The sequence below is a fragment of the Porphyromonas asaccharolytica DSM 20707 genome (assembly GCF_000212375.1).
Lineage (GTDB): Bacteria > Bacteroidota > Bacteroidia > Bacteroidales > Porphyromonadaceae > Porphyromonas > Porphyromonas asaccharolytica.
The window spans coordinates 990,678-1,003,338 of sequence record NC_015501.1; the positions used below are offsets into that span (position 1 = coordinate 990,678).

Genomic DNA, 12,661 nt, shown 5'->3' on the forward strand with positions numbered 1-12,661 from the left:
TAACAATGATGAAGTACATTGCCTATATGATATGCGCAGCTTCTCTTCTTGGGCTTTTGCTACTAGCCACTTCTTGCAGTAAAAGTGTGCCACCGACTCCTCAGGAGCCACAAGAGAACACTTTCAAAGCCAAGTTTATGGCCACGCCCAATTCCTTCTCAGGCTATGGAGGCTATGGGAAGGTTCACGGAGTGCTACAAGAACTATCTCCCAGCGGAGAGCTACTCCATGAGACCCCGCTGGGGAATTCAGAGTTTACACTGCACTTTGAGAAGTATTCTTCTGAGATAGAGCCTTGTGCGTATCGACCTAATGAGTTTTTTGTCCGAGAGGGTATAAATGCTAAGACCTTTAAGATTGAAGCTGAGGTCATCAGTGGCAAGGGTAAGGGCTGTAAGCAGACCATCCTCATAATGCGTGGCGGATGGAGATTCTCTTTCAAAGCCGAGCCAAGTCAATTTACCTCGAAGGGCGGGTCTGGTAAAGTGATAGGGACGATGTATATTACAGACTTTGATGGTAACGTCGTTAAGGAGAGCGATCTCGGTGATTGCAACTTCGGACTCAATGTAGTTGGTAATCCAAAGGGCATCACGATTGACGACCTTGAGAAGACCTTCACGGTCGCAGCGGGTGGTCCAACGACCTTCGAACTACAAGCTTGTACAGGTTATGGACAGCCATATCTCATTGAGATAAAGCGTGAAGGCTGATAGGCTACGAGAGCGATACGATGGCTCAGTGACAGCCTCACCACTGCAAAGGTGGTGAAATCGTACGACCAGCCACCGATCCTCCGCTTCAGCTCCACGCTGCAAATCTCACAATCGTGCGTCCTAGTCAATCGTTATTTGTCTCGTTTTAATCTCTAAGTCCGAATCTCCAGCCCATTTTATCGGAGAAGATTGAAATCCTCCACGAGGAGTTTCCCAATCCCTCCCTAGGGATTTCCAAATTCCTAGGGAGGAACAGAAAAATCCCCACGTAGGGACGAAATAAAACTTCGGAGGAATGAAATGAAACTTCGGAGAAATCATTTCTCGCCTACGTGGCGAATTTTTATTTTCCAGCGAGCTATTGGAAAATTTCCACGTGGAAGTTTCGAAGCAATCGGAAGGTGTCGAAATAATTGGAGAATATCGGAGTAATCGGAGACGTGTAGTAACCCTTTGCCCTATACACAAACCGTGCGTTCTCGCATAAAAGAAGAGCCTGCCACGAGAGGTCGTGACAGGCTCTTGCGTGTATGACGGGCATGTCATACATCTGTGGTGAAAGTCCACACGGGGCGTAGTTGCCAACGAACCCCATAGCGACTTGCAAGTTTCAAGGGGTGACCCTTGGGAGAGAAGAAGCAATAGCGAATTCGTGGCCTGACGAACAGAAACCTAATACCAAGGCGTATCAAGCGGACAAGCTGGCACGCGACAGTGAAGCTCCAAAAGGCAACCGTAACCTTGATGCGTAAATTAGGCAGGTAAACGATGAAAGATGTATGGCTTATCCCGTGAGGCCTCGGCAGTCCTCAAGGATAGTAACAACGAATGTCGAGGAGTCAGCAGAGGTCGAAGTAGCCGTTCTCGCGCAGAACAAGGCGAAGGACCGAATAATTCGTAACGTTAATCAAGAATGTATGTTCCGATGTTTTTGCTGACGAGTGGCAACGGTCAAAACGTCAATGCGATCGACCACATAGAGCTAAGCACGCGAGCATCGGAAGCGGAAATTAAGAAAGACGGAAGATGAAACTAATCGAACAGATACTCGCCAAGAATAATGTACGCGAGGCACTCAATCGTGTTGTGAGCAACAAGGGCGCCTCGGGTATAGACGGTATGAAAGTCGAGGAGCTCCGCGACTATATGAACGCCAATTGGACGAGCATCAAGCAGTCGATCCTAGAGCGTAGGTACAAGCCAGCCCCCGTACGGAGGGTTGAGATACCTAAGCCCAACGGAGGCGTACGCAAGCTCGGTATCCCGACCGTTGTCGACCGAACCCTTCAACAATCGATTGTCCAAGTCCTGACTCCCATCTTCGAGGCAGAGTTTCAAGAGAACAGCTACGGCTTCCGCCCCGGCAGGAGCTGTGAGCAAGCCGTTCAGAAGCTTTTGGAATACCTCAACGAGGGAGCGGAGTGGATAGTTGACATAGACTTGGAGAAGTTCTTCGACAATGTTCCACAAGACAAACTGATGAGTTATGTGGGTCGTGTGATCCATGACCCAGACACCGAAAGTCTGATACGCAAGTATCTGAAGTCGGGCGTAATGGAGAATGGTCTTTACGAAGCCACAGAACTCGGCACGCCCCAAGGTGGCAATTTGTCCCCCTTGTTGAGCAATGTGATGCTCAACGAGCTAGATAAGGAAATGGTCAGACGGGGGCTGCGCTATGTTCGATACGCAGACGACTGCGTCATAGCAGTAAGAAGCGAAGCAAGTGCCAAACGAGTGATGCACTCTGTCACCCAATGGATAGAGCGTGTCCTCGGGCTTAAGGTCAATGCCACCAAAACGCACGTCTGCCGACCGAGCAAACTTAAGTACCTCGGTTTTGGATTTTACAAATCCCCTCAGACCAAGCAGTGGACGGCAAGACCTCACGAGGACTCCGTAGCGAAGTTTGTCAGGAAGCTGAAGAAACTATGCAAACGCTCGTGGAGCATCTCCATGACTGCCCGTATCACAATGCTGAACAGAGTGATACGTGGATGGATAAACTACTTTGCCATTGGAGCTATGAAAGGCAAGATGGTAGGGATAGACGAACATCTGCGCACGATGCTACGTAAGGTGATATGGAAGCAATGGAAAACACCTCGAAAGCGAGCCTGGGGGCTACGCAAGCTTGGTATCTGCAACGACTTAGCCAAGCTCACCTCGTGCAGCGGAGACCGCTACGAATGGGTGGTGAGACGTACATGCGTGGTACGAGCAATATCGAAAGATGTGCTAGCCCGCAGAGGCCTCGTAAGCTGTTTGGACTACTATGCGATTAGACACTCTTTGAAAACGAATTAAACCGCCGTATGCCGAACGGCACGTACGGTGGTGTGAGAGGAAAGGAAACGAAAGTAGGTCAGAAAACTTTCGTTTCCCGACCTACTCGATTGTCTGTATTGATCTAGCGCTAGCTACGATTTACTCGGCTAGCCGCGCTGTATGATTAGCGGAGACCGCGGAAGCGTAGGAGTGGCTCGATGTCGACCTCCTTGTGTCCGGTGAACTGCTCGAAGAGTACCATCAGGTCCTCGCTGTTACCACGAGAGAGGAGGATGTCGGCTAGGCGCTGTCCGTTCTCACGAGTCATACCTCCGTGAGCCTCGATCCAAGCGTAGACCTCGTTGTCTACAGCCTCGCTCCAGAGGTAGGAGTAGTAACCTGCTGAGTAGTCGTTGCTCCAGATGTGACGGAAGTAAGGTGAGCGGTAGCGGGGTGGGATCTGTGCATTGAGCATTCCGTACTTAGTGAGTGCTTCCTGCTCAAAAGCCTGAACGTCATCAACCTTATCACCTACAGCGAGTGCATGCCAGCACTGGTCGATGAGTGATGCGGCAATGTTCTCACCGATTGAGTAAGCTTGGTTGAAGTTGCCAGCAGCAATCATCTTATCACGTAGCTCAGCAGGCATCTGCTCGCCTGTCTTGTAGTGCTTAGCATAGTTGGCAAAGACAGTAGGCTCAGAAGCCCAGTGCTCGTTGAACTGTGAGGGGAACTCGACGAAGTCTCTTGAGACATTAGTCCCAGAGATCGAAGGATAGGTCTGCGTAGAGAGCATACCGTGTAGCGCATGACCGAACTCGTGGAAGAGGGTCGTCACCTCATCCCAAGTCATCAGACAGGGCTGACCGGCAGCGGGCTTCTTATTGTTGCAGACGTTGTAGATGACTGGCTTGTTGCCTAGGAGGGTAGACTGCTCGACGAAGTTGCTCATCCAGGCACCACCGCTCTTAGAGGGACGTGCATAGGGATCGAAGTAGTAGAGTGCGATCACCTCGCCCTGCTCATTCTTGACATCATATACTGTCACGTCTGGGTTGTAAACAGAAACATCGGTGCGCTGCTCGAAGGTGAGACCATAGAGCTTGTTGGCAGCGTAGAAGACACCGTCATGTAGTACGTTGTCTAGGACGAAGTACTCGCTGAGCTGTGTCTCATCAATGTCGTACTGCTCTTTGCGCATCTTCTCTGCGTAGTAAGCCCAGTCGTAAGCCTCGAGCTTGAAGTCGGGGCCCTCGCTCTTCTGTGCGAACTCCTCTAGCATCTTAGCGTCCTCAGCAGCCTTAGGCTGGTAGAGCTTAGCAAGACGATCGAGGAAGTTGCGAGCTGTCTCCCCATTCTTAGCGAGTGCGTCCTGTAGCGTCCAGTCAGCAAAGGTTTTGAAGCCTAGTAGCTGAGCCTTCTCAGCACGGAGCGTAGCGAGACGCTTGATGATCTCCTGCGTGTCGTACTTATCGCCGTTGTTGCAGCGATTGATGGAAGCCTCGAGGATAGCCTTGCGTGTGTCGCGGTTGTTGAGCTTAGCCATGACGGGCTGCTGGGTCGTATTGACTAGGCGTATAGCCCACTGGCCCTCTTTGCCCTCCTCCTTAGCTAGGTCGGCAGCCTCTTGTAGCTCGCTGTCAGAGAGACCGTCGAGCTGAGCCTTGTCGGTAAAGAAGACGGGTACATTCGTTGCATCGGTCAGCATATTGCCAAACTTAGCGGTGAGCTCAGCCTCCTCGCCGTTGAGCTTCTTGAGCTTCTCCTTATCCTCAGCGGATAGGTTAGCACCAGCCTTGACATAGTTGTCGTAGTACTGCTTGGTGAGTCGTACCTGGTCGGGCTGTAGTCCCTCGAGACCAGTCTCGTAGACGGTCTTGATGCGAGCGAAGAGCTTGTCGTTGAGCATAATCTCGTCGCTGTGTGCCGTGAGCTTGGGTACGTACTCCTCCTCGATGGCGCGTAGCTCATCGTTGGTGTCGGCACTGGTCAGTGCGAAGAAGACAGCTGAGGTGCGCTGGAGTACCTGTCCAGCACGCTCGAGCGCCTCGATGGTATTGGTAAAGGTAGGTGCCTCAGCATTGTCTACGATGGCTGCTATCTCCTCGTTGTGCTGACGCATACCCTCGTCGAAGGCGGGCGCAAAGTGCTCTGCCTTGATCTTGGTAAAGTCGGGTGCATTCATGTAAGTTTCACTTGGATGAACGAATGGATTGTCAGCCAGGTCAGTCTGCTGCTGCTTCTGCTTGTTACAAGCGGTCAGCATCATGGCGATGGCTAGTAGCATAATTACTTGTCTACGCATAGTCTTAGTTCGTTTGGTATGATATATATAGTTACTTTTGCATAGCGATGAGGTATCCTGACGAGATACTACACGAGACAAAGATACTAATAATTAAACACATATCCCTATGACTGACGCGAGCAACGCCCAGACGGAGCAACCACAGCAGACTTACCAAGAGGCTATCACACGTATTCAGGAGATCGTGAGGCTCCTTGAGACGGGCGATATAGAGGTGGACGAACTGACCAAGCTCATCGAGGAGGCGACCGGCTTGATACAGTTTTGCTCCACACGGCTCACCTCTATCGATAAGGAGGTCTCACAGCTCCTCCAGCAGCTTGACGAGAGCTCAGAATAGTAGTCCGAGTAGTGGTCTGAGAGAAACAAAAAAAACACGGAAGGCGTGGCGGGACACCTTCCGTGGAGTTACTGCTGTGTGTTTGTAGTGAGGGACTTACCTTTATCGAACGATGCTGATGGGGCGGTCCCCCTCGAAGTAGCCGATGATGCAGTTGCACAGCTCCTGCGCCATAGCGACTCGCGCTTCGTAGGTCTGCGTGCCGACGTGTGGCGTCATAGTCACCTGCTCCATCTCGTACAGCTCGGGGAGCGGGTTGTCGCTATGCTCGAAGACGTCTAGCCCCGCAGCAGCTATCTCGCCTGTCTGGAGCGCATGCACGAGGGCAGCCTCGTCAACAACTGCTCCGCGCGCTGCATTGATGAGGATAGCTGAGCGCTTCATCTGCGCTAAGCGACTAGCTGAGACTAAGTGGTGCGAGTCTTCATTGTAAGGGGTGTGGAGGGATACGACATCACTCTCTGTAAAGATCTTGTCCAGGTCGGCATAGGTAACTCCTAGCTCTTGCTCGGTCCCAGCATCAAGCTGGTGACGCTTGTTGTAGAGGACGGTCATACCAAAGGCTTGTGCCATATGTCCCACGGCACGACCTATATTGCCATAGCCGATGATGCCGATGGTCTTGCCACAGAGGTTGGTCGCCATACCTGAGCTGTCAGAGAGCGACTTGCTACTGCTCTTGGTGCGGCGCATGTGACGATCCCACATAGCGATCTTGCGACTGCAGCTCAGGAGTAGTCCCATGGTTAGTTCTGCCGTAGGCTGGATGACGGCACGAGGGGTATTGGTTACGGTGATCCCTTTGCTATGCGCATAGGCGACATCGATGTTGTTATAGCCGACACCATAGTTGGCGATCAGCTTGATGTTTGGGAAAGCGTCAATCAGCTCACGATCTACGGGGAAGGTAAACTGCGTGGCGAGCGCATCATATTGTGCGCCTATCTCCATCATCTCCTCACGTGTGAAGCTCTCGCCCTCGGGGCGACGGGTCATATCGGCCCACTCGGCCAGCTCCTCGAAGCCGGGGCGTACGGTATCAAAGGAGATGAGTACTTTCTTTTTCTTGTCCATAATGTTGTATATCAGGTTAGGTGTTTTGTCTTTAGATGCGTAGGCGATACGGCTTAGGGTATAAGTTGTTGAGCCGTGTACCTGTGCTGTGTGCCAAGCCTAAGGGGATGCCTCGATAAGTGATGATGGTGATGCCTCGCTCTGTCGGGGTCTCTGTCGTGAGTGCCTCGCCGCGCAGATAGCGTAGGGCCTCTTGCAGAGGTAGCTCTAGAGCGGGCAGGCTCGTCGCATTATATAGCTTATGGTGTAGCAGGGCAAAGGAGGGCTCGTAGCCTTTCGCCTGGTGGCGCATGGAGGCTATCTCTAGTCCTGGCGTGGCAACGGCGAGACGCTCTCTGTACGCCTCAGCAACGAGCTGAGCCGCCTCGGGCGTGAGCTGGTAGATGCGCTCACCGATGGTGTAGTAATCGGCGGATGTTGGTTCGTTGAGCCAAGAGAGACCGGCTAACTCCTGTCGGCTGGTGCGTGTTAAGCCTTTTGCCTTGCGCGCTTCGCTCGGGGTCTCAACGATGTCGGTGAGGCGTAGTGCAGCGAGGTATTGGCCCTCTCCTCGTACGATGCCTGGCCAGAGGTGCAGACCATACGAAGTGGCATAAGCTCCTGCGATGCGCTCAGCAGAGCGGGAGAGGTCAATGAGCTCGCAGGGATAGTGGTCAAGGAGCCACTGAACCATTTGATCGTTTTCCTCTTGATTGAGGGTGCAAGTGGCGTAGAGGAGTATACCCTCGGGAGCCAGCATACGCATCGCCTCCTGTAGGATCGCCCGCTGGCGGGTCACGCAGTCAGAGACGAGCTGAGGCGACCACATACGTCTCGCCTCTTCGTCACGGCGCATCAGTCCCTCGCCACTGCAGGGAGCATCGACCAGTATGAGGTCACACGCTCCTCGTAGTAGGGGCGTGAGCTGCTGTGGGTCTTCTTGTGTGATGATCATTTGGTCAGCACCGCACCACTTGACTAGGTTTTCCACAAGGATCTTGCACCGCTTGGGTAGTATTTCGTTGCTCACGAGGAGTGTCTCTTCGGGGAGCAGGTCGCGGAGGAGCGTACTCTTGCCTCCAGGTGCTGCGCAGAGGTCTAGTGCTAGCCGAGGCGCTGTGTGCCAGTCGAGTCGCTCCCAGATGGTGGCGAGTGTCATAGCACTAGCGTCCTGCACATAGTAAGCGCCAGCGTGCCACAGTGGATCTAGTGCAAAGGTGGGTCGCTCGCTGAGCCAGTAGCCCTCGAGCTCTGCCGGTAGCCACGGTATAGCACCGTCTCGAAGCTCTGCGTGGGGTGGGGTGGTCAGTGTGCGGGCTGGGTTAAGACGCAGAGAGACCGTGGGGAGCGTCTCTAGTGCCTCGACAATGCGGGCGGCATGCTCAGGGTAGTCTAGTTGTAGCTTTGCTCTTAATTCTGACGGGACGGGAGTATGCATTGTGTCGGTGAAGTTAGGGCAAGAGCGTCATGCGCTTGATGATCACATCTCGCTTAGGACGGTTGGTTTCGTCGGTCGGGAGGTCTTCGATCTTGGTGATCGTGCGCATGCCATCGATCACTTCGCCAAAGACGGTGTACTGCCTGTCCAACCAAGGAGCGCCACCTTGCAACTTGTACTCCTGGCGCTGCTCAGGCGTGTAGTCCCACTCACGCTGAGCTGCTATATCATCTAGGTCAAAGTCTGTATAGTAGCTCCCCGTGACGATGTAAAACTGACTGCCCGAGGAACGCATCTCAGGATTCTCCTCACCAGCGACACGTGCTGCTGCTAGTGCTCCTCGCTTATGGATATGGTTGGGCAGGATCTCTGCAGGGATGGTGGTCGAGAGGGTGTCTATAGAGACATCCGTCTGGCGTGTCGCTCCACGGGTCGAGAGATTACCTCCCTGAACCATAAACTGAGCTATGACACGGTGCATCAAGACTCCCTCGTAGTCTCCTCGACGTACATGCTCTAGGAAGGCAGCTTGGTGTAGAGGCGTGTCGTCATAGAGCAAGAGCGTGAAGTCTCCCTGTGAAGTCTCCACAAGCACCCGTCGCCCTGCGGGTAGTGCCTCGCTCTCTGTCTGAGCCGTGAGCGAGGTGACGCAAAGTGCTAAGAGGAGTAAGAGGGTGGCAAACTGTTTCATAAACTAGATAATCTTTGGAGCTGTATCGTTGGTCGCATTGGTTGTTGCGATAAAGGCTTTGGGGTCAGCGAGGAGTACGGCTTTCTTGAGCTTGTTGACATGTTTGCGCTCCACAATCATAAAGATAATGTCACGCTCCGCTCCAGCGTAGATACCGCTACCATGGAGGAAGGTGCCGCGGAGGTTAAGCTGCTCAATGATAAGCGTGCGTAGCTCAGCGGTGTGGTCGGAGACGATGAAGATCGCTTTGTTGGGGTTCTCAGGCTGTAGGAAGTCCACCACCTTACCATAGACAAAGATGGTGATCCAGGAGTAGAGCGGCACGCTGACATCTCCAAAAGCGACCAGTCCGAAGAGTACCACAGCAGAGTCTACGGCTATGATCATGTGGCTAGTCTTGAGGTTGTTGCCCTTAGAGAGTACGCGAGCGATGACATCGGTACCGGCACTGGTGCTGCCCGCCTTGAAGGTGAGTAGCACGCCTAGTCCGAGGATAGCACCGCCATAGACGGAAGAGAGAAACTTATCGTTGCTCACGATGACCATGTCTCGTGTCATCGTGGTGATCAGGTCGGTGCAGATAGAGATGAGGAGAAAGGTAGCGATCGTCTTGCCTCCGCTTCGTAAGCCTAGAGAGCGAGCCGCTAGGAGGAAGAAGGGTACGTTGAAGCAGAGCGCCACGGCACCAATCGGTAGCCCCTCAGGAAACGCCTCAAAGGTCCCCTGCGTCAGATAGTTGATCGTGATACTGAGTCCATAGCATCCTCCAGGGACAATGTTGGCGGGAGCTATGAAGCAGGCATAAGCGACGGCCTGACAGATAGCACCGAGGACGAGGTAAAGTATCTCCACGGCTAGTGGAGAGCGTCTCGGAGTGAAGGTCTGTCGCTCATGTGGCGGTATAGCTTTCTTGATAGGAGCAGATAGCGTGGAGCCGGACGTAGATGTAGGCATGGGTGCTAATGAATAATGTATCCAATGCTAAGAAGAGCGCACGAAGCCCCACAATGGTAAGGCTGTACCCTCAGCAGGCTCACAAAGTTACTCAATCTCGTAGACTCTACAGACTTGTGCGACTTTGCTTGTTAAGACTTGCTCACTCTGCAGCGGGACGGCGATGCTTAACAGCGACCATCTTGCCACGAGCGGTGATGCGCTCGCCACAGTGCAGCTCGAGTGATAGGATGACTTTACGATCGGTCACCTCTACGGGGTAAGCACGGATCTCTAGCTCGACACCCATCGGAGTCGGAGCGAGGTAGTCCACCTCTAGATGTGCGGTGATGAAGCGCTGGAGGCTCTCAGCCGTCAGCTCCTCCTCGTGAGCTGCTAAGTAAAGAGCAGCGGCTGCGGCTGTGCCGTGGCAGTCGAAGAGCATGGCGATGAAGCCTCCGTATAGGTTGTCGGGGACCCCGCCTGTGTAGACAGCATCGGGCGTGTGATGGCAGTAACAGTAAGCGTGATCGTCGCTGAGATAGCTCTTGAGATGCAGACCGTAAGGGTGTGCTGCTCCACAGCCCCAGCAGTGGCTGTACTCGGGAGCGTAGAGGTCTTGGATGGCGGACATACTGGACTTTAGAAGTTAGAGATTAGACTTTAGAGGTTAGATTTATTTGGGGATCTTCAGTCGTTGTCCAGGTCGAAGTTTGGGATTACGACCTTTGAGTCCGTTGGCTCGCTTGAGGGCAGCGACAGAGACCCCATGTCGCTTGGCAATCTTGGCAAGACTGTCGCCACGACGTACTTTATAAGTCTTGTAGCGAGCTTTGGTAGCTTTGCTCTTTTGTGTGGGAGCGGGTGCTTGCTTGATCTCTTCTCGCGCTTCGGATATTTGCTTGGATAGCTCCTCCTTATGATTACGTCGCAGGTAGATGAGCGCCTCATCGAGTCGTGAGATGCCTTTTAGTGGTAGTCGGATGGTGTAGGGTGTCGCTCCAGCGGCGGGGATGACTCCTCGCTTGTATTGCGGGTTGAGTGTGCGTATCTGTTCGGTGGGTATGCCTGTGCTTTGAGAGATCTGGGCAAAGGTGAGCGGTATCTGCACGGCTAGCGTGTCGGTCGCAAGCGGCATAGACTGTGCCTGTGGACAGATGTTGTGCTCGTTGTGGTAGTAGCAGGCGTAATAGGCTCCGATGAAAAGCGGAATGTAGTTGCGTGTCTCACGGGGTAGATAGGGATAGACTCCCCAGAAGGTGTTCTTCCCCCCAGAGCGTCGGATGGCTTTGGTGACATTGCCCGGACCGCAGTTGTACGCAGCGATAGCTAGGAGCCAATTGTCAAAGAGCCCGTAGAGCTGCTTGAGATAGATCGCCGCTGCTTCAGTACTCTTATAAACGTCAAATCGCTCGTCGACAAGGCTATTGATCGTTAACCCCAAGCTGCGTCCCGTGGGGAGCATCAGTTGCCAAAGTCCAGAAGCGCCAGCAGGTGAAACGGCAAAGGGATTGAGCGCTGACTCTATGACTGTGAGGTAAACCAGCTCGACCGGTAGTCCGTTACGGTCGAAGATCTCCTCCATAATGGGGAAGTAGTAGTCTCCGAGAGCGAGGATGACACGTATCAGCCGAGGACGGTCAGAGATGTAGGTAGCTATACCCTCCTTGACCATAGCGTTGTAGGGGATCGGTATGACGGTAGGTAGAGCCTTCAGTCGTGAGATCAGTACGGAATCACTCAGTGAGCGAATGTCTTCTGTCTTGTAGGAGCCGCACGGCACCTCAAAGCGTTGCTGTGTCGCATAGCCCGTACGCCAGGTCTCCATGAGCAGACCTAGATCAGTGTCAAGACTCTTCGGCAGACTCTCCCGGAGCTCTTTGCGAGCTGTGACAGCGTCTAGCTCGATGGCGCCCTCCGTGTCTACACTGTCCAGGGATTCATACCAGGGTGCCGCTGCTAGGAGTGTTGGCAAGCAACAAATGAGAATTATATAGGTCGTGATTCTGACACAAGCGTGTCTCAGGATAGGGGTCTTCATAAAGAGTTTTTTGTCTAAAAACGCACAGAGGCACCGACCATCACACTTTGAGGTCGAGGCCCTGAAGGCTTGTCACGTAGTCCCTCGCCCATATCGATCGTGAGCTGTGGGGACACATTAAAGTAGTATAGCTCCGCATCGACATAAGCGTCTAGCGCTGAGAGGAGATAGAGTGCCGCCGAGATGACGATACTCAGGTCTCTACTCTCCTTGTACTGCTTGGAGCCACGCTCTAGACGCGAGCGTAGGTTACCATCGGAGACATATTTAGTAGGATCAGCACCAGGCGGTATAAAGGCTTGCCAGGAGGTGTGATCGAGCGGATTCTCGCTCAGCAGATCAGCGTAGGCGGTGTGGTACTCGTGGTAGAGTCGCTGATTCCAAGTAATCGCATAGACACCAGCAGTCATAGCTGAGAGTACGATCGGTATCTTCCAGTAGCGCTGATTGTAGAGCTGACCGCCGCCAGGTACGATGGAGCAGATGAGAGCTACGCCCGAGTTGGGGTAGCGTGTGAACCACCTGGCCATCTTATGGATAAAAGGTACGCCTCTCGATTGCTTGGTCACTTGCGCCGCAGTGGTACGCTGCAAAGCTTCAGGCGAACTCGCAGGCATCGTTGCCGTTGTGGTAGAGTCTCCAGCAACTTGACGCTTCGCCTGGGTAGCTGTCGGGACGGAGACCTGTTCGCTCGAAGCTTTCGTGCGGAGCGTGTCGGACAGACTCGTGCCCAACGTGTCGACCGCCACCGTAGTCGTGTCTTGTGACATTACGAGTGCGGTCGCATGGAGAGCCGTGCCACTGTAGCAAGCTATAGCGCAGCTCATCACGAGGACGAGTAGTGAGCGGGTCAGAGCAGTGCGGAGCATCTCT

At 53.4% G+C, this 12,661-nt stretch carries 11 protein-coding genes; 3 read left to right on the forward strand and 8 right to left on the reverse strand.

Annotated elements, in window-relative coordinates:
- The first annotated feature begins 5 nt into the window (after positions 1-5).
- On the forward strand, positions 6-713 hold the full coding sequence (locus PORAS_RS03960; RefSeq protein WP_044211294.1) for a hypothetical protein: 708 nt from the start codon (positions 6-8) through the stop codon (positions 711-713).
- Positions 714-1,742: 1,029 nt separating this feature from the next.
- Positions 1,743-3,023: a group II intron reverse transcriptase/maturase gene (gene ltrA, locus PORAS_RS03965; RefSeq protein ID WP_013759989.1), complete on the forward strand. Its 1,281-nt coding sequence runs from the start codon at positions 1,743-1,745 to the stop codon at positions 3,021-3,023.
- Between the two features lie 145 nt (positions 3,024-3,168).
- Here ltrA and PORAS_RS03970 read toward each other — a convergent pair whose 3' ends face one another.
- On the reverse strand, positions 3,169-5,289 hold the full coding sequence (locus PORAS_RS03970; RefSeq protein WP_013760255.1) for a M3 family metallopeptidase: 2,121 nt from the start codon (positions 5,287-5,289) through the stop codon (positions 3,169-3,171).
- A 109-nt stretch (positions 5,290-5,398) separates the two neighbouring features.
- Between PORAS_RS03970 and xseB the strand changes: the two genes are divergently transcribed.
- Positions 5,399-5,632 carry an exodeoxyribonuclease VII small subunit gene (gene xseB / locus PORAS_RS03975; protein ID WP_013760256.1) on the forward strand — a complete coding sequence of 78 codons (234 nt, stop codon included), beginning with the start codon at positions 5,399-5,401 and terminating at the stop codon, positions 5,630-5,632.
- 102 nt (positions 5,633-5,734) lie between these two features.
- Here xseB and PORAS_RS03980 read toward each other — a convergent pair whose 3' ends face one another.
- From PORAS_RS03980 to PORAS_RS04010, 7 genes are all read right to left on the reverse strand, one after another.
- Complete coding sequence (locus PORAS_RS03980; RefSeq protein WP_013760257.1) at positions 5,735-6,706, reverse strand: NAD(P)-dependent oxidoreductase; 972 nt, start codon at positions 6,704-6,706, stop codon at positions 5,735-5,737.
- 31 nt (positions 6,707-6,737) lie between these two features.
- Positions 6,738-8,123 carry a methyltransferase RsmF C-terminal domain-like protein gene (locus PORAS_RS03985; protein WP_013760258.1) on the reverse strand — a complete coding sequence of 462 codons (1,386 nt, stop codon included), beginning with the start codon at positions 8,121-8,123 and terminating at the stop codon, positions 6,738-6,740.
- 13 nt (positions 8,124-8,136) lie between these two features.
- Positions 8,137-8,814: a peptidylprolyl isomerase gene (locus tag PORAS_RS03990; RefSeq protein WP_004331336.1), complete on the reverse strand. Its 678-nt coding sequence runs from the start codon at positions 8,812-8,814 to the stop codon at positions 8,137-8,139.
- A 3-nt stretch (positions 8,815-8,817) separates the two neighbouring features.
- Positions 8,818-9,768, reverse strand: a complete 951-nt coding sequence (locus tag PORAS_RS03995) for a YitT family protein (RefSeq protein ID WP_004331342.1) — start codon at positions 9,766-9,768, stop codon at positions 8,818-8,820.
- A 142-nt stretch (positions 9,769-9,910) separates the two neighbouring features.
- The gene (locus PORAS_RS04000; protein ID WP_004331350.1) at positions 9,911-10,381 is read right to left on the reverse strand and encodes a PaaI family thioesterase; all 471 of its coding nucleotides are present in this window, start codon (positions 10,379-10,381) and stop codon (positions 9,911-9,913) included.
- A 42-nt stretch (positions 10,382-10,423) separates the two neighbouring features.
- Complete coding sequence (locus PORAS_RS04005; protein ID WP_245528056.1) at positions 10,424-11,722, reverse strand: lytic transglycosylase domain-containing protein; 1,299 nt, start codon at positions 11,720-11,722, stop codon at positions 10,424-10,426.
- A gap of 80 nt (positions 11,723-11,802) precedes the next feature.
- Positions 11,803-12,657: a DUF5683 domain-containing protein gene (locus PORAS_RS04010; RefSeq protein ID WP_013760260.1), complete on the reverse strand. Its 855-nt coding sequence runs from the start codon at positions 12,655-12,657 to the stop codon at positions 11,803-11,805.
- Between the last annotated feature and the right edge of the window lie 4 nt (positions 12,658-12,661).